General features: G+C 38.3%; 22 protein-coding genes. 18 read left to right on the forward strand and 4 right to left on the reverse strand.

Annotation, left to right across the window (positions count from 1 at the left end; translation table 11 throughout):
• Window positions 1-10: 10 nt before the first annotated feature.
• The 6 genes from IGJ14_RS02715 to IGJ14_RS02740 are packed head-to-tail and all read left to right on the forward strand — an operon-like array spanning window position 11 to window position 5,488.
• Window positions 11-241 carry a hypothetical protein gene (locus IGJ14_RS02715; RefSeq protein ID WP_019723147.1) on the forward strand — a complete coding sequence of 77 codons (231 nt, stop codon included), beginning with the start codon at window positions 11-13 and terminating at the stop codon, window positions 239-241.
• Window positions 242-301: 60 nt separating this feature from the next.
• A complete protein-coding gene (locus tag IGJ14_RS02720) occupies window positions 302-1,555 on the forward strand; it encodes an efflux RND transporter periplasmic adaptor subunit (protein ID WP_065095710.1) in 1,254 nt (417 codons plus the stop codon).
• The gene (locus IGJ14_RS02725; RefSeq protein ID WP_019723145.1) at window positions 1,542-2,225 is read left to right on the forward strand and encodes an ABC transporter ATP-binding protein; all 684 of its coding nucleotides are present in this window, start codon (window positions 1,542-1,544) and stop codon (window positions 2,223-2,225) included. Before IGJ14_RS02720 ends, IGJ14_RS02725 begins: the two co-directional genes overlap by 14 nt.
• A gap of 6 nt (window positions 2,226-2,231) precedes the next feature.
• The gene (locus tag IGJ14_RS02730) at window positions 2,232-3,464 is read left to right on the forward strand and encodes an ABC transporter permease (RefSeq protein WP_065095711.1); all 1,233 of its coding nucleotides are present in this window, start codon (window positions 2,232-2,234) and stop codon (window positions 3,462-3,464) included.
• Window positions 3,465-3,476: 12 nt separating this feature from the next.
• The gene (locus IGJ14_RS02735; protein WP_065095712.1) at window positions 3,477-4,133 is read left to right on the forward strand and encodes a response regulator transcription factor; all 657 of its coding nucleotides are present in this window, start codon (window positions 3,477-3,479) and stop codon (window positions 4,131-4,133) included.
• Window positions 4,130-5,488 carry a HAMP domain-containing sensor histidine kinase gene (locus tag IGJ14_RS02740; RefSeq protein WP_065095713.1) on the forward strand — a complete coding sequence of 453 codons (1,359 nt, stop codon included), beginning with the start codon at window positions 4,130-4,132 and terminating at the stop codon, window positions 5,486-5,488. Before IGJ14_RS02735 ends, IGJ14_RS02740 begins: the two co-directional genes overlap by 4 nt.
• A gap of 337 nt (window positions 5,489-5,825) precedes the next feature.
• Here IGJ14_RS02740 and IGJ14_RS02745 read toward each other — a convergent pair whose 3' ends face one another.
• On the reverse strand, window positions 5,826-7,196 hold the full coding sequence (locus IGJ14_RS02745) for an amino acid permease (RefSeq protein WP_065095714.1): 1,371 nt from the start codon (window positions 7,194-7,196) through the stop codon (window positions 5,826-5,828).
• 242 nt (window positions 7,197-7,438) lie between these two features.
• On the opposite strand from IGJ14_RS02745, the gene IGJ14_RS02750 reads away from it, so the two are divergent.
• From IGJ14_RS02750 to IGJ14_RS02775, 6 genes are all read left to right on the forward strand, one after another.
• Window positions 7,439-8,185: a metal ABC transporter ATP-binding protein gene (locus IGJ14_RS02750; protein WP_065095715.1), complete on the forward strand. Its 747-nt coding sequence runs from the start codon at window positions 7,439-7,441 to the stop codon at window positions 8,183-8,185.
• Complete coding sequence (locus IGJ14_RS02755; RefSeq protein WP_019723140.1) at window positions 8,182-9,039, forward strand: metal ABC transporter permease; 858 nt, start codon at window positions 8,182-8,184, stop codon at window positions 9,037-9,039. Before IGJ14_RS02750 ends, IGJ14_RS02755 begins: the two co-directional genes overlap by 4 nt.
• 31 nt (window positions 9,040-9,070) lie before the next feature.
• Window positions 9,071-10,006 (forward strand): metal ABC transporter substrate-binding protein, encoded by a 936-nt coding sequence (locus IGJ14_RS02760; protein WP_065095716.1) that lies wholly within the window; start codon window positions 9,071-9,073, stop codon window positions 10,004-10,006.
• Between the two features lie 273 nt (window positions 10,007-10,279).
• Entirely contained in the window at window positions 10,280-11,026 is a 747-nt protein-coding gene (locus IGJ14_RS02765) for a hypothetical protein (RefSeq protein WP_010736215.1), read from the forward strand.
• 15 nt (window positions 11,027-11,041) lie between these two features.
• Complete coding sequence (gene queG / locus IGJ14_RS02770) at window positions 11,042-12,208, forward strand: tRNA epoxyqueuosine(34) reductase QueG (RefSeq protein WP_065095717.1); 1,167 nt, start codon at window positions 11,042-11,044, stop codon at window positions 12,206-12,208.
• Between the two features lie 377 nt (window positions 12,209-12,585).
• The gene (locus IGJ14_RS02775) at window positions 12,586-13,194 is read left to right on the forward strand and encodes a LysM peptidoglycan-binding domain-containing protein (protein ID WP_023519180.1); all 609 of its coding nucleotides are present in this window, start codon (window positions 12,586-12,588) and stop codon (window positions 13,192-13,194) included.
• A 65-nt stretch (window positions 13,195-13,259) separates the two neighbouring features.
• Here IGJ14_RS02775 and IGJ14_RS02780 read toward each other — a convergent pair whose 3' ends face one another.
• Window positions 13,260-14,366 carry an NAD(P)/FAD-dependent oxidoreductase gene (locus IGJ14_RS02780; protein ID WP_065095718.1) on the reverse strand — a complete coding sequence of 369 codons (1,107 nt, stop codon included), beginning with the start codon at window positions 14,364-14,366 and terminating at the stop codon, window positions 13,260-13,262.
• 174 nt (window positions 14,367-14,540) lie between these two features.
• Entirely contained in the window at window positions 14,541-15,923 is a 1,383-nt protein-coding gene (locus tag IGJ14_RS02785) for an MFS transporter (RefSeq protein WP_065095719.1), read from the reverse strand.
• Window positions 15,924-16,132: 209 nt separating this feature from the next.
• Here IGJ14_RS02785 and IGJ14_RS02790 point away from each other — a divergent pair, with 209 nt between their 5' ends.
• From IGJ14_RS02790 to IGJ14_RS02800, 3 genes are all read left to right on the forward strand, one after another.
• Window positions 16,133-16,783 carry a GyrI-like domain-containing protein gene (locus IGJ14_RS02790; protein ID WP_065095720.1) on the forward strand — a complete coding sequence of 217 codons (651 nt, stop codon included), beginning with the start codon at window positions 16,133-16,135 and terminating at the stop codon, window positions 16,781-16,783.
• A gap of 57 nt (window positions 16,784-16,840) precedes the next feature.
• Complete coding sequence (locus IGJ14_RS02795; protein WP_010736209.1) at window positions 16,841-17,296, forward strand: arginine repressor; 456 nt, start codon at window positions 16,841-16,843, stop codon at window positions 17,294-17,296.
• Window positions 17,297-17,485: 189 nt separating this feature from the next.
• The gene (locus tag IGJ14_RS02800; RefSeq protein ID WP_023519183.1) at window positions 17,486-17,692 is read left to right on the forward strand and encodes a hypothetical protein; all 207 of its coding nucleotides are present in this window, start codon (window positions 17,486-17,488) and stop codon (window positions 17,690-17,692) included.
• 50 nt (window positions 17,693-17,742) lie between these two features.
• Here IGJ14_RS02800 and IGJ14_RS02805 read toward each other — a convergent pair whose 3' ends face one another.
• Window positions 17,743-18,573, reverse strand: a complete 831-nt coding sequence (locus IGJ14_RS02805) for a manganese catalase family protein (protein ID WP_010736207.1) — start codon at window positions 18,571-18,573, stop codon at window positions 17,743-17,745.
• Window positions 18,574-19,208: 635 nt separating this feature from the next.
• Between IGJ14_RS02805 and sapR the strand changes: the two genes are divergently transcribed.
• The 3 genes from sapR to IGJ14_RS02820 all read left to right on the forward strand — a co-directional run bounded on the left by sapR (window position 19,209) and on the right by IGJ14_RS02820 (window position 22,125).
• Window positions 19,209-19,883: a two-component system response regulator SapR gene (gene sapR / locus IGJ14_RS02810; protein WP_010736206.1), complete on the forward strand. Its 675-nt coding sequence runs from the start codon at window positions 19,209-19,211 to the stop codon at window positions 19,881-19,883.
• A gap of 17 nt (window positions 19,884-19,900) precedes the next feature.
• On the forward strand, window positions 19,901-20,926 hold the full coding sequence (gene sapS / locus IGJ14_RS02815) for a two-component system sensor histidine kinase SapS (protein WP_010736205.1): 1,026 nt from the start codon (window positions 19,901-19,903) through the stop codon (window positions 20,924-20,926).
• A gap of 332 nt (window positions 20,927-21,258) precedes the next feature.
• Window positions 21,259-22,125, forward strand: a complete 867-nt coding sequence (locus tag IGJ14_RS02820) for a GRP family sugar transporter (protein WP_019724165.1) — start codon at window positions 21,259-21,261, stop codon at window positions 22,123-22,125.
• The last annotated feature ends 39 nt before the right edge of the window (window positions 22,126-22,164 follow it).

Consider the following 22,164-nt stretch of genomic DNA (forward strand, 5'->3'; position numbering starts at 1 on the left):
ATGGTTTTTTATGATGAAAAAAGGAACAAAGTATAAAGGTTATCTGGTATTAGTATGTTCTATCGGTCTTTTAGCAGCATGCAGTTCAGAGACTAAAGATACGAGTGAGTCAGAGATACCAAAAGTAAAAAGTGAACGAAAAGTAACCATTGATGGAAAGGAAGGGACGGAAAAAGTTTTGGATAATGGAACGATTGTTCAAGAGTTTGATGAACAAGTGTCGGAAAAAGACGAGGATTAAGTAGTGGACAGGATGTCATAAGCGCTTTTTTATGACTAATCTGAATGAAGGAGTAGGTACATGAAGCCTAAAAAAAGAAAAAAATTCAACCGAAAATGGTATTTGCCAGTAGCAGTCGTCACCGTTTTACTAGTGGTTGGTGCAATCAGTATAGTTGCTTCTAGTGGGAAAACAAAAGAAGAAAATTCAGAAACAAATATTGAAGCCCGGTCTGTCAAATCCCTTATTGATGAGGTGAAAGCGGCGAATTTGATTTTAGCAGGAAAAGTCATGCCAAATAATAGCAACAAAATCAAAATTGATCCAGAACGAGGAACAGTGAAAGATATTCTGGTAAATGAAGGAGATGTCGTAGAAAAAGGGCAACCTTTGTTTACATACCAAACGGATCAACAGAGAAAAGTTGAGGAAGCTGAAATGGACGTAGAAATCAAAGTGAGAGCAGTAGAACAAGCACGAGTGACTGCAAATCAAAAATGGACAGCACATAACCAAAAAGTAGCAGAGCTTGGAAAAGCAAGACAAGATTATGCGAAGGAAAAATCCGAAGAGTTACAAAGTACGATCAAAGCATTAGAAGGAGAAATCACTGGTCTACATGCAGAAGCTATTGCTGGCGACAATGAAGTGAAGAATGCCGAAACAGAATTGCGAAAAGCCCAATTACTTCACGAAAGTGAAAAAGAACGACTGAATGAAGACACAGTGACAGCTGATCACCCAGGAAGAATCAAATCATTGAATCGTGACTTAATCAATCAATCAAAAGAGCGTCAAAAAGAAGAAAACTTTATGGAGATCCTTGATGATTCGAACTTATACGTTGATGGCCAAGTCACCGAGTTTGATCGTGAAAAAGTCGCTGTCGATCAGCGAGTAGAAATCATGGATCGTAAAGATCAAGCGAACACTTGGCAAGGAAACATTGTACAAGTAGCGAACTTAACGAATGATGCAAAACAAGAGGACCAAAAAGAAGAAAACCCTAATTTGTCTAAGTTTCCTTATAAAGTTAAGATCGATCCAAAAGAAGAAATGCCACTGATTGGTTCCAATGTGTATGTCAATGTTTTACCGAAAGATTTTGTGTCAGGAAAAGTGATCATCAACCAAAGATACCTCATGGAAAAAGATGGAAAATATTATGTATGGAAAGTAGAAAATGGTCGGATCAAAGAGCATGAAGTAAAGGTAAATCCGATGGATAATGAACTCGCAGAAATAGTCGAAGGATTGACTGTTGAAGATCAGCTTGCTTTGCCTCAAACAGGAATGGTCGAGGGAATGGAGGTTGGTGCAAGTGTTGACGCTTAACAACATTCAGAAGTCATATTGGCAAGGCGGCAAAGAACTAAAAGTCCTTAAAGATATCTCTTTGCAAATCAATGAAGGAGAACTGGTCGCAATCATGGGGCCATCGGGGTCAGGAAAGTCGACGTTGATGAATATCATTGGTTGTCTGGATACAGCTACATCAGGGGATTATATCGTTGAAGGAACGGATGTCAAAACGTTAGCGGACAATTCATTGGCTGATTTTCGTAATGCAAAAATCGGCTTTGTTTTCCAGAATTTCAATCTCATGCCAAAATTAACCGTTTCGCAAAATGTGGAAATGCCATTAACGTATAAAAAAGTCAATAAAAAAGAGCGGCGTAAGCGTGCTTTGGATATGTTGCAATTAGTAGGGTTAGAAGATCGAAGTGACTTCAAACCGATGGAATTATCAGGAGGACAAAAGCAACGTGTCGCAATTGCGAGAGCTTTAGTGACTAACCCTAGTTTTGTTTTAGGGGATGAGCCAACAGGGGCACTTGATACAAAAACCAGTAGCCAAATCATGGACCTTTTTAAGGAATTCCACCAAGCAGGAAAAACAATTATTCTAATTACCCATGAGCCGGAAATCGCAGCGTTATGTCAGCGAACGATCACTTTACGAGATGGTCAAATAATCAGCGACGAACAAAATGAAGTGAGGTGATCGAGAATGGAAGAAATCAGATTTGCCTTACAATCGATTTTTGCTCATAAAATGCGTTCGGTATTGACTATGCTAGGTGTCATCATTGGGATTGCTGCCATTATTTCGATTTTCAGCATCATCGGAGGAAACACCGAAAAAATGAAACGAGAAATGATTGGTAGTAACAATAATACGATGAATATCCAATATGACAGAAAAAGTGCTTTTCAACAGAACACTATGTCAGATGGAATCCTATCTGAAAAGGAAGAGAAAAAACCGTTATATTTTCCATTTTTAGACGAGGATGTCCTAAAAAAAGTCAATGAGATACCAGAGGTCATAGCAAGTGGTTTGTCTTATCAAAAGGATGGGAAAATCTACAGGAAAGCCAAAGGGACCGACGCCAAAGTTTCTGCTGTCACTTCTTCTGTTCAGGATTTGGAGCAGTTAAACTTCATCAAAGGGGAAGGATTTACTGCCCAAGCATTCAAAGAGCAACAACAAGCAATTTTTCTGGAAGATTCCTTGTATGACGAATTATTTCCAAATGAAGAAGGGATCGGACAGTTTGTTGAAGTGAATGGGGTGCCATTCAAAGTTCAAGGTGTATTTCAGTTAGATCCCAATAGTAGTAATCTATTTAGCTTTGAGAAAAGAGCTTATGTTCCTTTACAGCAAGCGCATAAACTATCTGATGAGTTGGATATTGTTCCTCTTGTCACGATCCAAACAAATAATACCGATCAATTACAAGGCGCTGCAGAAAAAGCTGCAGAGATCCTCAATCAACAGATCCCGCCATCTGATTATGAGTACGGAGTGATGAATCAGAAAGAATTTGCCAGAGAATTGGAACGAATGAACCAGTCAAGTTTTATTCTTTTGTCTGGTATAGCAAGTATCTCGTTATTAGTGGGTGGAATCGGTGTGATGAATATCATGTTGGTCTCTGTCACGGAAAGAACGAAAGAAATCGGAATAAAGAAAGCACTCGGCGCAAGAAGAAAAGTAATTTTAAAACAATTTTTAGTAGAAGCGGTCGTCCTGACTTTGATTGGTGGGGTACTAGGTGTGCTTGTTGGTTTGTTAAGTGGCTATGCCATTACGCTATCACTGGATTATCCTTATATCGTATCCGTGATTTCCATTGTCGTTAGCTTAGTATTTTGTTCCCTGATGGGTGTGATATTTGGTCTATTACCGGCGATGAAAGCATCGAAATTAAACCCTATCGAGGCATTACGCTTTGAATAAGGAGAGAGTGATATGGAAAGAATTTTAGTTGTCGAAGATGAATATATGATCAATCAGATCGTGACGGAATTTTTAAAAGAACGCAAGTATGAAGTTTATTCGGTAAGAAGTGGCGAACAGGCATTGGAAGCTTTTGCTGAAGAAACATTTGACTTGATCCTATTAGACATTATGTTGCCTGGGATAAGGGGGACGGATGTTTTAAAGAAAATTCGGGAAACGTCGGATGTGCCGATCATCATGCTGACTGCCTTGGATGATGAATATACGCAGTTGCTCAGTTTTTCCCATTTGATCAGTGACTATGTCGTCAAACCTTTTTCCCCACTTATTTTGATCAAACGGATCGAAAATGTGTTTCGGATGAATCAAGGAAATCCCCACATCACTATCGGGGAGTACGCCATTGATCTCGATGGTGGTCTTGTAAAATACCAAGAGGAAGAAATCCATTTAACAAGAAAAGAGTATGATATTTTAGTGATTCTAATAAGAAACAAAGGGAAAATCATCACGCGAGAACAATTAGTGTATCAAGTTTGGTCGTATGAATATCATTTGGAAAATCGAATATTAGATAATCATATAAAAAATATCCGAAAGAAAATGCCACTTTTATCAATAAAAACGATCAAAAATAGAGGCTACCAGCTTGAGGACACCCCATGAGTATCATGCTGAAAAATTTTCTGTTTTCTGGGATCATCATTTTTCTAGTTTCGATTCTTTCGTTGATTGTCTTATATTTTACGATGCCAGTCTACTATGAACGAATGAAGCTGAACGAAATAAACAAGGAATTCAATCAAGTGGCAAAGAGTATAGAGAACAAAGATTTAGCTACAATGCAAAACGCTGTTGATCAATACTGGCTTGAAAGAGAACAAAATCTTGATATCATGCTGTTGGATAATAATGGCCTAGTTCTTGGTCCTTTCTTTGACGGGAATCTTGACTATTCAGGCATCAGTCTTTTATCTGATGAAAAGAGAATTTTTCAAGAGATTACTGACAAACAAGGTAACACTTATTATTTATTTGGCATATACTCGATGCAACCAGTCGCAGAAGCAAGTCAAGTGTTACTTCATTTATATCCATTTATCATCATCGTCTCACTAATCATTGGGGGGATCGGCGCTTACTACTATAGTATTTATTCGACAAAAAAAATCAAAGAGATATCCAAAGTAACAGAAAAAATGATCGAATTAGATGCGGATATTCGTTGTGATGTCAAAGGTACGGATGAAATCTCACTTTTAGCGCAAGATATCAACCATCTCTATGTTTCTTTGATCCAAACAATTGAAGTGTTAGAGCTTGAAGTAGCTAAAACGAAAGAATTGGAACAAGCAAAGTCAGAGTTTATGCAAATCGCTTCTCATGAATTGAAAACACCTGTTGCTTCATTGATGGGGCTGATTGATGGCATGATCTATAATGTCGGAAAATTTAAAGACAGAGAGCGATATTTAGAAGTTTGTAAAAATATTTTGCAAGAACAAACAGAAATGATCAATAATATCCTCTTTGCCTCAAGAAACAATTTGCCTTCAGATGATGTGGTCTATGAAGAAGTCTCAATCAAAGAAATGATCGAACATAAATTGACTTCTTTCCGGATACTTGCTGAAGCAGAACAGAAAAAACTAGTCGTCAATCTAAAAGGGGAGAAAATCATCGGTAATAAAAATGATATTGATAAAATTTTAGATAACCTACTAAGTAATGCCTTCAAATATACGAAGCATGAGGGAGAAATCAGTCTGTTTTTTGATGGTAAACAATTAGTGATTGAAAATGAAGTGAATCAGATACTTACGGAGGAGGAATTAAGTAAGATTTTCCAACCTTTTTATCGACCGGATTTTAGCAGAAGTCGAGATACTGGAGGTTCTGGTTTAGGATTGTTTATCGTACAACAACTTTTTGAAAAATATGGCTGGGAGTATTCATTCAAGTCAACTGCTAATTCCAGAATGTGCTTTTCTGTCATTTTTAGTGGAAGAAGCCTAAATTGATCGATGGTATCGCTAAAGGATAAACGGTCTGTCGCCACAAGATTTATTGGATATTTTTGTGATGGTAGCGAAGCTAATAGCTAAATTGCACAACTGCTATTTGCCAGGGACTTTGATTTTTTATTTTTACACACTCAACTGGAATGTACAAAACCACACTATACCATACCACTAAATAGTAAGAACAAAATGATCAAAAAACTCACAACGTACTAGAAACTCTTGTAGAAAATTTAGTCCCTGGTAAGTAGCAGTTGTGCAATCAGGTTGTGATAGATTAAAAGAAGTCAGGACTACGTTCGCGCAGTCCTGACTTCTTTTTGTATAGTTTCTTCTACTATTCCTTGATTTTTCTTTCGCGTACAAAATAGTAACCCGTCATATAGATCAAGAAAATCAAACCAATCATCAATGAGATTCTTGTTTCGGGATTGATGAACATAAAGATTAATACCACTGCCAAAAAGGCCAATGACAAGTAATTGGTATATGGGGATAAGGGCATTTTAAATGGATGTTCAAGCATTTCTATCGGATGTTTTTTTCTGAATTTGATTTGACTGATCAAAATAACGATCCAAGGTACCATCCCTGGTAAGATACTGGAACTATAGACAAAAACAAATAAATCCTGTGATTGGGAGTAGACGAAGGGCAACAAATAATTCAAAATCAACCCAATCAAAATACCAAATGAGATGGCTACTACTGGGTAAAATGGTACTCCATGACGTGTAAGTTTCAAAAACTTTTTAGACATTTTGCCGTTGATGGCTAATGTGTAGACCATGCGACTGGCGCTGAAAATACCGGAATTACAACCAGATAACGCAGCTGTGATGACAACAAAATTGATCAAACCAGCAGCAAACGTGATCCCGATTTTAGAAAAAGTTTGAACAAACGGTGATCCTAGTTCGCTCAATTGATTCCAAGGATAGATGCTGACAATGATGAAGATCGCCCCAATATAAAAAATCAAGATCCGCCCGATCGTTGATTGGACAGCGTCTACAATCGTTTTTTGGGGATCTTTCGCTTCACCAGCAGTCATCCCGATCAACTCGATTCCTTGGTAAGAGGCAACGACGATCGATAGAGCAAAAAAGAATCCTTTCACGCCACCAGTAAAGAAACCACCATTTTTCCATAAGTTTGAAATCCCGATTGCTTCTCCTTGGTTACCGAATCCAAATAAAATGATGCCTAAACCGGCGATGATCATCAAAATAATTGTCACTACTTTAATAGTAGAAAACCAAAATTCTAATTCACCAAATGCTTTGACAGAAACAAGGTTGGCGAACATCAAGAAAAGGATCACAACGATTCCTGGAATGATCTGGGGCAAGTCTGGCCACCAATAGTTCATATATTCCCCTACAGCAATGACTTCACTGATACCGACCACGATAAACTGAAAAATATTGCTCCAAGCCGTCAAATAACCTGCGACGGGATGGATGTATTCACTTGCATAATTAGCGAAAGAACCGGTGGAGGGATCTAGATACAACATCTCGCCCAATGCACGCATGATCAGGTACAAAAAGAAGCCTGCTACAGCATAAGCAACCATTACAGAAGGTCCTGTCCAACGGATGGTGGATGAAGCACCCATGAACAGACCGACACCGATCGTTCCTCCTAGCGCAATCATTTGAATATGACGTGCACTGAGACTACGAGTTAATTTTTCTTCTTCCATACAAAAACTCCTTTTTTAAGTTGAGTGATAAAGTAAAAAATAAGTTTATTCTATAACTAGCAAACATAAATAACGCCCATTACTTTATAGCTCTTGTTTGTGATTTTACAGAAAATTTTCAAAAATTGCGAGAAAAATCTAAAAAATCAAAAAAATTAGCTATAACACTTGTAAAAGATTTTGATATTAGTTAAACTAAGTTTGAACAAAAAGTTAGGTACACCGAAAAGGAGTGGTAAGAGGTGTCTAAAAATGAAATATCCGTTAAAGATTTGACGGTTGCTTATCAAGGAAAGACAGTATTAAATCATGTATCAACAGTTATCCAATCACAAAAATTTACAGGGGTCATTGGACCGAATGGCGCTGGGAAATCTACTTTTATGAAAGCTTTATTAGAATTAGTTCCTAAAATTTCCGGAGAAATCACTTTCGACGGTCGCTCCATAAAAACGATTCGCAAAAAAATTGCCTATGTCGAACAGCGTAGTGAGCTGGATCTTTCTTTTCCGATCGATGTATTAGGGGTAGTTTTGTTAGGAACCTATCCATCCTTGCGCTTGGGGCAACGTCCTGGGAAAAAAGAAAAGGAACGAGCAAAACAAGCCTTAGCGAAAGTAGACATGACAGATTATGAAAATCGACAAATTAGTGAATTATCTGGAGGACAATTACAGCGGATATTTATTGCTAGAGCCTTGGCTCAAGGCGCAGAATGGATTTTTTTAGATGAACCCTTTGTTGGGATTGATGCGGTCAGTGAAAGAAAAATCTTTGCTATTTTGGATGAACTGAAAAATGAAGGGAAAACTATTGTGATCGTCCATCATGATCTGCACAAAGTCGAAGCCTATTTTGATGAAGTAATTTTATTGAATAAAGAATTGATTGCAGCTGGATCAGTTGACGAAGTATTTACTTCAGAAAATCTACAGTTGGCTTATGGGGAGATCATTGGGCAATTAGTTAAAGGGGTAATGGAAAAATGATTCAATCGTTTATTGAGGGGTTAATGGATTATCAATTTCTGCAATATGCATTGATTACATCTATGTTAGTTGGATTGGCTTCAGGGGTGATTGGCTCTTTTATTATCTTGAGAGGGATGTCTTTGATGGGGGATGCGATTTCTCACGCGGTATTGCCTGGAGTCGCGATTTCGTATATGTTTGGTTTTAGTTACATTCTAGGAGCCACTGCATTTGGGATGTTGACAGCTGGCATCATCGGATTTGTCACACAGCGTAGCCGTTTGAAAAATGATACAGCTATTGGGATCGTTTTTAGTTCGTTCTTTGCATTAGGTGTCATCTTGATTTCTTTTGCTCAAAGTGCAACTAATCTGTACCATATCTTATTTGGAAATGTTTTAGCAGTTAGAGAAAGTGATATGTTGATGACTGCCATAGTGAGTGGGATCGTCTTATTGTTTGTATTTATTTTTTATAAAGAACTGAAAATCACTTCTTTTGATCCAATGATGGCAAAAGCTTATGGGTTGAATACGACACTTGTTCACTATTTGTTGATGTTCTTCTTAACACTGGTTGCCGTTGTGAGTTTACAGACAGTAGGAACGATTTTGGTCATCTCGATGTTGATCACACCAGCAGCAACTGCATACCTATTGACCGATCGATTGGCAAAAATGATTTTTATTTCGGCAACAGTCGGCGTATTAAGTGCAATCATCGGTGTGTTTTATAGTTATAGTTATAATTGGCCTTCTGGGGCGACCATCGTGTTGACCAGTGCAGTATTCTTTACGTTGGCCTTTTTATTTTCACCGACTAAAGGGATTGTTTTTTCAAGAAACAAAACGAAAAAAAATGCCGAGTCGTAAAAAATCTAACGAATAGAAATGGAGTATGTACATGAAAAATAAACTGAATATCTTATGGTTAATGGGAGCTGTCTTATTTATTTTTGCAGGTTGTGGCAGTTCCGCAGCAGAAGAGAAAGAAGAAAACCTGACCGTCGTAGCAACAAATTCGATCATCGCCGATATGGCAAAAGAAGTTGGAAAAGAACATGTCGATGTGCATAGTATCGTCCCTGTTGGAACTGACCCACATGAATACGAGGTATTGCCAGAAGATATCAAAAAAGCAAGTGATGCTGATGTCATCTTATACAATGGGTTAAACTTGGAAACAGGGGATGCTTGGTTTGAAAACTTGATGGATACGGCAAATAAAAAAGAAGATGAAGACTATTTTGCAGTAAGTAAAGAAGTTGAACCACTTTATTTGACCGGCGGAGAATCAGAGACAGAAGCAGATCCACATGCGTGGTTGGATCTTTCAAACGGAATCAAATATGTACAAGAAATCGCACGCATCTTTGCTGAAAAAGACCCAGACCATGCTACGCAATATGAAGAAAATGCAGATGCATATATCGAAAAATTGAAAGAATTAGATAAACAAGCGAAAGAGAGTTTTGGATCGATCCCAGACAATAAAAAACTATTAGTAACAAGTGAAGGAGCTTTTAGATACTTCTCACAAGCATACGATCTACCAGCAGGGTATATTTGGGAAATCAACACAGAAAGCCAAGGTACACCTGAACAAATGCAATCGATCATCAGCCAAGTTCGTGCTTCAGATGTTCCAGTCTTATTTGTGGAAACAAGTGTTGATCCGAGAAGTATGGAACGTGTCGCAAGTGAAACAGGCCTTGAAATCTATGATGAGCTATTCACTGATTCCATTGCAAAAGAAGGAGAAACTGGTGATTCTTATTATGGAATGATGAAATGGAACATCGAAACGATCCACGATGGTCTATCTCAAGAAAAGAAATAATCACTAATCGATCTAATAATCTAAAAAGAGGCAAAAGTGTGTAGCCTCGATAAATAAGGCGTCATCCACGGAAATTGTTCTTTAAATTTTTGTGGATGGCGCTTTGTTTTTGAAGAGAGTCCTTCTATTCCTTCCGTTTGCTCAGTTTTGGAGACGTGAGGACTAATGTCTCCACACTTTATACAAATAAAAATTCGTTCGTTTATTGTTTTAAAGATACCAATTTTAGTGAAATTCCGTTATAGTTAAAAGAGAGGAAAGGAAGGTGAAGCTATGAATTTTACTAGCAAAGACAAACAATTGATTGCAAAAGAAATAACAAAAAAAATCAACCAACTAGAAAATAAGGAGAAAGATCAAGATCTCCTATTTCTTGAAGCAGAAATGGCGAAAGCGTTCATAGCAAGCCCAGAAGAATTGGAAACAGAGGAATACCCTGGGAAATGGTTATTTGATGATTTTCAGCCATTAGATGAAGAAACAGGTATTGGCTACTTTGTCTTTCTTTCATCCGTCGGTTTTACTCCTGGCGTATTAGTCAAACAAAAGAACGAACTAAAGGTTCAAGCATGGCCCGCATTGTTTTCTTTGATAGGAACAGAGGGTGTGATTCCAAAAATCCAATCTGCATTTTTCAAGAGTGCATTTATTGCAAATAGCAAACTAATGAATACGTATTATAATCGTTTAGTAGAAATTGCTCGTCCAGGAGAAATTCCACAAACGTTCACTTATGGGCAACAAAAAAATCTATACGAAGATGTTGTTTATTCACGGGATCTATCTGAGTTCTCAGCAAGAGAACAACTCCGTTTACATGAACTACTCCACACAAAACCTGTTTCGTTGAACTTTTTCAATGCATTAGACCAACGTCGAAAATGGGTATCTGTGAATTTCTGGGAAGTATTTGCTGCTAGAAATCGTTGGATGGAAGAAAGAAAAATCCCAGATCAACAGATCCAATTCGTTCAATTGAAAAAAGAACGATTATATTATGGATTATATAGTCGTGTCTGATCGAGGGTGGTAATGATGGCACTAACATTAAAGGAAGAAATCATTCAAGAAAGTAAGCGGATCGGGATCGATAAAATCGGGTTTACTACAGCAGAGCCATTTGATCATTTGAAAGAATCGTTAGTAGAACAAAAAGCCGCTGGACATACTTCTGGATTTGAACACCCTAATATCGATGAACGTTTATATCCGGAGATGACGTTTGATCGACCGAAATCCATTATTGCAATTGCTTTAGCGTATCCGACAAAGATCCATGAAAAGATGCCTAGAGATGAAAAGCGTGGACAGTTTGCTCGTGCTTCTTGGGGCATCGATTATCATGATGTCTTACGGGATCGTCTGCAACAATTGATTTCATTTATTGAGTCACGAGCGACACATTGGCAAAAGGAAGAAGAATGGCGCTTGGCGCCGCAAGTAGATACAGGTGAGTTGATCGACGTAGCTGTGGCGCAACGTGCTGGATTAGGGTTTATCGGTCGAAACGGATTATTGATCACAGAGGAATTTGGCTCGTTTGTCTATTTAGGTGAGATCGTGACCAATATCGACCTAGAACCAGATACTCCTGGTGTCTTTGGGTGTGGCGAATGTACGCGTTGTGTGACGGCTTGCCCAACGGATGCACTTTTAGGTGATGGGCGAATGAATGCTAAACGCTGTTTGTCTTATCAAACGCAGACAAAAGGCATGATGCCAGAGGAGTATCGAAAGAAAATGAGCAACGTCATTTATGGTTGTGATATCTGTCAGTTGGTTTGTCCTTATAATAGAGGGAAAGATTTTCACTTTCATCCAGAAATGGAACCAAAAGTAGACGAAGTCTATCCGAAACTCACGCCTATGTTAACGATCTCTAATAAAGAATTTAAACAGCAATACGGTCATTTGGCTGGCTCATGGCGTGGAAGGAAACCTCTTCAACGAAATTCGCTGATTGCTTTAGCCAATTTAGGAGAACGTGCCGCTTTGCCTCATATTGAAGAGTGTCTAAGTGATGTCCGTCCAGTGATTCGCGGGACAGCAGCGTGGGCAATCGGTAAGTTAGGAATCAAAGATCCTGAAAAATGGCAAGAGGTATTAAGTTGCGCACTGGAAAAAGAAACAGACGAAGAAGCAATCCATGAAATGAACCAAGCAATCCAATTGTTACAAAAGAAAAAAAGCCCTAAAAAATGACTTTTTTACTCAAATACGTCATTTTTCCCAGTAATTGTTGTAACAATTACTGGTTTTTTTGTGTTTATTGCATCAATTTTTGGAAAAATGAGAAGAATTTCGCAGAAAAATACAATAAATTGAAAAAAATTTATTCTAAATATTACAGAATGTAAGTTTTTTTAAAGTTTCTGGGAAAGGATTGAAAAACGATTCCAACGTTGATTTATAAAGCTTCTACGACTTTAGTCCTAGTTTTTCGGAAAATCAAATATTACAAATATTAAAAATGTGACGATTTTGTCATTAAATGTCATAATTCTTTCACCTATGAAATATTTCTAGATGATAAAGTTAGTGACGTTGAAACAAATCAAAGAGAAAAAAAGGAGCTTACTATGAATTCAATTAAAAAGATCGTTTTGGGGACAACTGTTGCCGCTGGAGCAACTGCAATGTTTGTAGGGACTACTGCTCATGCAGATGAAGTCTATACAGTAAAAGCTGGAGATTCATTATCTAAAATCTCACAAAAATTTGCAGGTGACAATTCACTGATCAAGGCTATTGCAGAGCAAAATTCGATTGACGATATCAACCGCATTTTCGTTGGTGAAGAATTAACAATTCCAACTGACGCTTCATCAGTAAAAACAACAGAAGTAGCACCAACAACTGAAAAAGTAGAAACTCCTGTAGTAACAGAAACACCAGCGCAAGAATATACATACGTTGCGCCTGTTGAAACAGTTGAAGTAGCACCAGCTACAACTACTGTAACAACAAACAGCAACTCTGCGAAAGAATGGATTGCACAAAAAGAATCAGGTGGTTCTTACACTGCAACAAACGGCCGTTACATCGGACGTTACCAATTAGATTCAGCATATTTGAACGGTGACTACTCACCAGCGAACCAAGAACGTGTTGTAGAAGAATACGTTGCTGGACGCTATGGTTCATGGGATGCTGCAAAAGCATTCTGGTTAGCAAACGGTTGGTACTAAGATAACCATCAATCATAAATCCAAAAAAGAGGGCTACGCAAGTAGGCCTCTTTTTTTTACTTCTTTTATAATCTTGAAAGATACGTATCAATCGGTTTTTGATAATGGTCGCCTCGCCAAATCCCTGTGTTGAGATACTCTGCAATCAAATAGCCGATATAAGGGCCAGTAGTCAAACCAGAGGAGCCTAAGCCACTTGCGGCGATCAAGCTTGGTTCATCTGGAACAGGTGCAAAGAACGGCGCAAAATCGGAGGTGTACGCCCGTGTGCCTACTCGCATGGTGTGTTTCCATGTAGCAAGTTGATCGGGTTCAGCTAAAAATGGTACTGTACTTTTTATCAATTGCTGATAAGCAGATTCGGTAGGAACCAAATCCCAACCCGCATCATTTTCATGGGTTGCGCCAACTAGTATAGTCCCATCGTTGAATGGGATAAAATCGGCTTCCCCTTCTAACATGGCAACAGGCCATTCTTGGCTATTCGCATAAGGTGTTTGAAAAACGATCAGCTGTCCTTTTTGTGGTCGAATATCGGCATGAAAGCCAATCTGCTCCAGTAACGGCTTCAATGAAGGGCCAGGCGCTAGAATGACTCGGTCAAAGTCAAGTTGTCCAAAAGTACCAGAGATGGCCCAGTGTGCGGTTTCTTTGCGTAACTGGACACGTTCAGAGATTACTTTGACCATTTGTTTCTCCAAGCGGGTGGCAAGGTGAGATAGATAGGCATGACCGTCTAAACGCCCTCCTCCAGTCACGAATAAAGCAGGTGTTGGTTTTAGTAGCGGGAGAGTCCTTGTCGTTTCTTCAGCGCTCAGCAGCGAAATCTCGCCGATTTCAGGTGCGTCTTTCTTTCGTTGTTCGGCAAGTGCAGCAAGATCTTCCAAAGCTTCTTTTTGGCGAAAAATCAGTGTGCCGGATTGTTTATAGATGGAATCATCAAGTGATAGATCCTGGATTAGTTTTGGGAAAAAAGCCGCACCATCTTTTGCTAACTGATACCACTGTTTATTTCGTCTTTTTGAAAGCCAAGGTGAGATGATGCCTGCACTAGCGCGAGTGGCTTGTCCTTCTTTTGCATCAAATAAGGTCACCTCAAATTTAGAGGTGTCTAAATAGTTGGCTAATGTCATACCGATGATGCCACCACCGATAATAGCAATTTTTTCCATAGAAAAACCTCCTTTACTTATCTACCATCTCATAGAATCATTAGAGATACAATATTTTATCCAAGGATTTTTTTCTATTTCCTCCGAACGATTGTATGGTGAAAACTGATTATTGATAAAGTTAGAGCCAAAACAAGGAGGAGTGAGCTTCATTCTCTCACACCTCCTTATCTATTAATTTTGTATTTGCTTAGGTTTTTGCACCATATAGCGGATAAATAGGATCAAACTAATGATCAACAAACCAAGTAGGACACTTAAAGCAACTTTTGATCCTAACGTTGTTGCTGCTTCATAACTATCTGAACGATGGTCTTGGAAAAAGTTGATGATCACAGCTACCAACGTAGTAGCGACAGCTCCGGAAAATTGTTGCAACGTATTGAATACGGCGTTGCCATCACCTTGTAATTCCATCGATAAAGCATTCATTCCAGTAGTCATCATATTGCTATAAGACAAACCAATACCGATCATATAGAAGAAATGACAGGCAATCAAAAATCCTAATGATGCGTGACCTAAAATCAGCACAAGGACGGTCCAGCCAACAAGTGAAAACAAAAGACCGATGAAAATTGGTTTTTTAGGTCCATGTTGGTCGAGTAGCTTTCCTGAAAAAGGAGATAAGAGGGCACCAATCGCTGCACCTGGTAGCATAGCTAAACCTGCGACAAAGGCATTGTTCCCTTGGACGATTTGGACAAAGTTCGGTAGGACAAAAGAAACACCAAGTAATAAAAATTGATAAACTAAAAAGCTAAATAAGAATAAGCGGAACGTATGGTTTTTAAAAATCTCAAGTCGGATCAAAGGATGATCGGCTTTTTTTGTTCGTTGATAGAAAAGGATGAATCCTAAAATGGCGATGACTAAGGATGCCCAGCCAATCCAGTCTCTGAACATGCTTAGAAAAGTTAAGCTTCCACTGAACATCAGACTAATACCAAGGACGCTGAGTAAATCTAAGCGGCCAGATTTTTCCACCTTAAATTTAGGAATCGCGTATAAGCCAATCCCAAGTGAAAGGAGTAACACTGGTAATAGAAAGAGAAAAATATGACTCCATGAGAAATTAGCAGTTAAGATCCCACCATACGTAGGACCAATCGCTGGTGCAATGGCGGTTGTTAAAGTACCAAGACCCATCATCGTTCCTCTTTTTCCCATAGGAGCAAAAGTCAAGATGATGTGAAACATCAATGGCAAGGCTATCCCTGTCGCAGCACCTTGGAGTACCCGTCCTAAAAGCAGTAACAAGAAGGTAGGGGAAAAGTAATCGACCAATAAACCAGCAATAAATAGTAAATTGGAACTCAAGAAAAGAGTTCGCAGGCTAAAGTTTTTTGTCAGATAAGTTGAAAGTGGCACAATGATCGCAATCATTAATAAGTAAATGGTTGTTACCCATTGTACTTGGGAGGTACTGATTTGAAATTCCTGAATCAGCGTTGGGAAGGTCACGTTCATTGCGGTTTCGATCAAAACACCTGCAAATGACATGATCCCTGTGGCAAGTACAGCAGGAATTAATTGTAGTTGTTTTTGTTTTTGCATGTTTTTCACCTCTAAATTATTTCGTAAAAAAAGAGAGAGATTTCTATTCGAAAATAGAAACCGCCTCTCTCTCGACACGCTAGGCGTGTTATCTGTACGATTTATCGTTCGGCTTATTCTAGCACAAGTCTAAAAATAGTGTCAACCAGATTAGCCAATCCAATGTAAAAGAGTTATGATAGTAATGAAGAAGAAAACAAGGAGGGCCTATGGAAAAAATCGAATGGAGAAAAACCGACCCTAGTTATCGTATGTCAAAGAAACCGCAATTGATCACACTCCCTGCTCAAAATTTTTTTTGTATCAACGGAATAGGTGATCCAAATGGAGAAGAATTTAAGCGCCGTGTAGGTTGTTTATACGCTGTTAGCTATACGATCCGAATGGCACCGAAAAATGATTGGCTGATCCCTGATTACTCCCCCTATACTGTGTATCCTTTAGAAGGCCAGTGGGGACTGCAAGAAAAATTTTTGAATGAGCCAGTGATGTTAAAAGAGCATTTTTCTTATCAGTTGATGATCAAGCAACCGGATTTTGTGACTCCTCAAGTTGCTGCAGAGGCGTTAGTACGAGCCAAAACCAAAATTCCAGAAGACCTAGCGAGTCAGCTCGTTTTTAAGACGATTGAAGAAGGCCTTGTGGCACAGATCTTACACATTGGTTCCTACGACGATGAACCAGAAACATTTGAAAAGTTGGCTTTATTTATCAAGGAAAAAGGCTATCGCCGAACTTCAAAAGAGCATAAAGAAATCTATATGAGTGATCCCAGAAGGACGGCACCAGAAAAATTAAAGACGATTTTGCGAGTAACCGTTGAACAAGACAAATCAGTCGAAGTGTCAGACGACAACTAAAAGAGAGAAAGATTCCCTGTTTTTTTGCTATAATAGATACGAAGAGGTGTTTTTTGTATGAAAAAAAATCAACGACAATCATTGATTCGCCAATTGATTACTGAGCATGCCATCGGTACGCAAGAGGAATTATTGAATCATTTGCAGATGAATGGGGTCAATGCAACGCAAGCAACGATCTCACGAGATATACGCGAGTTGAAACTTGTGAAAATCCAAGATGAGAATAAACAAATACGCTATGCGTTATTCAATCAACAAGCGGATTCTTTGATGGAAGATCGCTTGCGAAGTGCGGTCAAACGAGAAGTATTACGAATTCAACGGATTCAATTCATGATCGTTGTCTTAACCGAAAAAGATGGTGCGGATGTGGTAACAAACTGGTTAGATGAAGTGGATTATCCAGAAGTGGCTGCGACGATTGCCGGCGTTGATACGTTCATTATTATTTGTCGCACAGAAGAAGAAGCCCAGGCTTTCGCTGAAAAATTAGAGCAAATGAGAGAATAGCTCACGTTTAGTCTAATGATCAATGGAAGCGCTAAACATATTGACGTTGTGTAAATCGTACTAAATTCCATGGATACTGGACTTGCAAGAATGGTACGTAATGATTGGAAGGGTGTCTTTACAATCTGGATCATTCTAAAGCTTCAATCAATTGAACAAGTATACAGTGAAAGAGGGGCGAGCAGTCCAGTGATGACAAACATGATCATTTTTCTGACGATTTTAGTTTACGGCGTCAATTTTTTGGCATTTATGTACATTAAAATAAAAGAGATCAAAAATTACCTAGAAAAAATTGCGATTTATTTTGGTGTGAACATGACCTTGTTGTTCACCAGTAGTATTTTCCTATTTTTTGGTAAGATCGTCGAAGACGGAATATTGTTGATAGAATAATAGAAAAAACTGATGCCCATTAATATAAGGCATCAGTTTTTAAGTCTCATTTATTTTTTTTTGGGAGGGGTACCGTACATTTTAGGTGTTACCGGTTTTAATTTAGGTGCTTTGCCTTCGATCTTAGGTTCTTCCAACCATTGATATTCCCCTTCACCATCTAAAGCTTTACCTTTTGCCCAAGAACCTTCGCTACTTTCGTCACCTTCTGAAAAGTTATAGAAATCATAAGCAATATCTTTACGTTCTTCTTCTCTTGGGAAAGTCGTAGGAACAAGAATACCGCCTTCTGTTTCTTCTAATTCTTTGACAGCTGCTGCCCAAAGGTTTTGATGATAACTGTCTCTAGCCAATAAAACTGATAGTAGGTCTTTTACGCCACGATCATCGATCATTTCGTAAATACGTGCCACTTGTAGTCTTCCTTGAGATTCTGCGTTTAAGTTTGCACGAAAATCAGCAAGTAAATTTCCACTAGCAACAATATAACCACCACTCCAAGGATTACCAACGCTATCCGCAGGACGAGGTCCTAAGCCAGCTACAATAGCGTGTTGAGGATTCATGCCGGAAATGATCGCACCAATCGTTGGGTCTTTTTTCATTGCTTCTTCTTGATCTTCAACAGGTGCATCTTCAAGTAAGCGAGCAACCATTGTCGCTAACATTTCAACGTGTCCAAGTTCTTCTGTTGCAATGTCCATCAGCATATCTTTATATTTTTCTTCTCCACGACAGCTCCAACCTTGGAAAAGATATTGCATCGCTACACTCATTTCACCATACTGTCCGCCAATCAATTCTTGTAAATATTTTGCGATTAATGGATTTGGACGATCTGGTTTTGCCTCAAACTGTAATTCTTTTTGGTGTCTAAACATCAAATCTCCTCCTAATCATTTTTTAATACATTACTATTGTTATATGTAATGAAAAAAAATTCAAAGAAAACGCTCTAGATATTAGAGTTATTTTATAAATGTTGATTTATCAATGTTTTATTCTGTGAGAATGACTTTGTTAAAAGAAAATATTAGGAATAGCTCAATGAAATTTTTTTGTTTATAAATGATAACTATTGATAATTTCCAATTGTATTCTCATTTTTGTTAACGGAAAGTAAGTAACGAGAAAGAAGAGATGGTCACATCAAAGAACGATTGTTTTTAAGTCCATCTTACTGCTCAGATCAAAACGCTTTTGTCACGACCTCGATAAACGGTGTTCCAAAAGCTGACCTTCAACATTAAGCTGGAAAATCAAAAAATATGAAAAGCTATTTTCTGATTTTCCATCTTACTGCTCAGGTCAAAACGCTTTTGTCACGACCTTGATAAACGGTGTTCGAAAGCCAACTCCTACGATATTAAGTCAAAAATTGAAAAATATGAGAAGCTATTTTCTCAATTTCCGTCTTAATACTTGGAGCTGAACGGCTTTCTCACAACCTATTGTTACTTGTAGAATGTTTGCTTCTTTGATATGGTTAGTACAAGAAAAACATCGGAGGTATATCATGGCTAAAATTATGGTAGTGGAAGATGAAGAGATCATTCGTCAGCTGATTATGGAAGAGTTGGAGAAATGGCAATTTGAAACGTATGGAACGTCAGATTTCAATCAGGTTTTTGCTGATTTTGAGAAAGAAGAACCGCAACTTGTTCTTTTAGATATCAATTTACCAGTGTTTGATGGTTATTATTGGTGCCAGAAAATACGAGAAATTTCCAAAGTCCCAATCATTTTTATTTCAAGTCGTAATACGAATATGGACATGATCATGGCGATGAACATGGGGGCAGACGATTTTGTGACGAAGCCGTTTCAAATCGATGTCTTGATTGCTAAAATCAATGCTTTGTTGCGTCGTTCATATAATTATGGTGAGTTGTCGAGTGAAATGATGACCCATAATGGAATCACGTTGAATGTCGATAATGGCAGTATGGAGATCAATGGTGAAATGATCGATTTGAGTAAGAATGAGTATCGCTTGTTGTTTATTTTAATGAAGCAACACGGGAAAATTTTGACTCGTGAAAAATTGTTGCGTGCGTTGTGGGATGATGAACGGTTTGTCGATGACAATACACTGACGGTCAACATCAATCGCTTACGTCGTAAAATCGAACAGGCAGGGATCACCGATTATATCGAAACAAAAGTCGGCCAGGGGTATATTGTTCCCTGAAAGGATGAAATACAACTATGAACTTTTTTAAGTATTTGAAAGATCAATGGTCACTGATCGTCGGCTGGATATTTTTTATTTTATTGACAATATTTGTGATGTGGTTAGCCCCTAATATTACGGTCGATTGGGCCACGATTGCTTACTTAACATTGATCGAAGGTGTTTTCTTAATCTTTTTTTTACTTGTCTGTTACTTGAGTAAACGTCGGTGGTGGGCAAAATTGGCGAATCTACAAAAAAATTCTCCCTTGCAAAATTATTTAGATGGTGGACATACAGAGGAAGAGAAGTTGATAGAAGATTATATCAATCAACTGATACGTGAACATCAGGAAGTGATGCAAGAAGCCATCACGAACCAGCAAGATCAAAAAGATTATATCGACTCATGGGTCCATGAAATCAAAGTACCCGTAGCGGCTTCAGAATTGTTAGTACGATCGATCGAGTTTGATATCGATGATCAAAAATATACATTGTTAGAAAATGAGTTGTCTAAAATCGATGAGTATGTGGAACAAGTATTGTATTATGCGCGCTTGGATAGTTTTTCAAGAGACTACTTGATCCAAGAATACAGTATCAAGAGTATCATCCAACCCGTCATTCGTAGCCAAGCAAATTATTTTATCCAAAAGAAAATACGTTATGAAGTGATAGGTGAAGATCAAACGATTTTGACTGATTCCAAATGGGTGGCTTTTATTTTCAAACAGATTCTTAGTAATGCCATTAAGTATACGCCGGATGAAGGCGAGATCAAACTCTTGATCGAGAAGACGACAAAAGGCGTAAAATTTTCTGTCAAAGATTCAGGCATCGGTATACCGAAAGAAGATGTTGGACGGATTTTTGACAAAGGTTTCACAGGGGCGAATGGCCGTCTGAGCAAAACCCACTCTACTGGCCTAGGATTATACCTCGCTAAAAATCTTGCGGAAAAATTAGGGATTTCTCTCACTGTTGACTCGATCGAAGGAGAAGGGACGACTATGTCTTTGTTTTTCCCTATCTTGAGTTTTTACCAAGAAGAACGCTAAAAAAATGGGAATGCGACATGTTCACGCGTATTTCTGAAGGAACTACCGGTTGAACATGGTCTAATTTGGTTGTGATAGAAGTGTGTTGACCTTAGATGATGATTGGAAAAGTTTTAATATAGTTATACATCAGCTGTTGCCCCGAAAGTAGAAGAATTTTCGAGGTAACGGTTGATTTTGTTTATGGATTTATTAGTGACTGATTGAACTTCATAGAATCGTCAAGGAAGTTAAGTTAGAAAAAAGTGAGAAATAAAAAATAACTCTTGTGTTGTTAACGTTTTCGTTGATATGTTCTATAACATGTGACATTTAAAAGAAGGAGAATGTTTATGGAATTATTAATCGCATTAGTCCCAATGGTCGCGTGGGGAAGTATTGGTTTAGTCAGTGGAAAGATCGGTGGCGATGCCAATCAACAAACATTAGGAATGACGATCGGTGCATTTCTTTTTTCACTCGTTGCTTTTTTCATCGTTAATCCAACGATCACGCCATGGATCACATTGATTGGCTTTTTATCTGGTTTAGCGTGGAGTGTCGGACAAAATGGGCAGTTTCATGGGATGAAATTTATGGGAGTATCTGTAGGATTGCCGTTATCCACTGGTTTTCAATTAATTTTGAATACGATTGCGGGCGCTGTCTTTTTCCATGAATGGACACAAACAAAAGATTACGTTTATGGTATTTTAGCGCTGATTCTTCTTGTAAGCGGTGCGTATTTGACTGCTCGACAAGATGATGAAGGAAAAGTCGATACAGATAATAAAATGCTTGATTTTGGTAAAGGATTCAGAGCATTGATCTATTCTACTTTAGGTTATGGTGTCTATACGATCATCGTCAACTGGGCGAATTTAGATGCGATGTCGATTATTTTACCGCAAAGTATCGGTATGATCTTAGGGGCAAGTTTCTTTGCTTTCCGAAAAGTAAAAGTGGATCAATATGTTTGGAAAAATATGGCGAGTGGCTTGCTATGGGGAATCGGTAACGTATGTATGCTATTGACCGTGAAGTCATTAGGACTAGCAGTCGGTTTCTCTCTTTCTCAAATGGGGATCATCATTTCAACTCTAGGTGGTATTTTTATCTTAGGGGAGAAAAAGACAAAAAAAGAGCTTATATTTGTAATTGTAGGTTGCCTTTTAGTTATTTTTGGTGGTATCCTTTTAGGGTATATGAAAACAGCGTAAAGCTGTTTTTTTATATACTCAAAAATCAGGGGGAGGGAA

Origin of the sequence: Enterococcus sp. DIV1304_2 (assembly GCF_050555445.1) — a bacterium.
GTDB classification, from domain to species: Bacteria; Bacillota; Bacilli; order Lactobacillales; family Enterococcaceae; genus Enterococcus_B; species Enterococcus_B pernyi.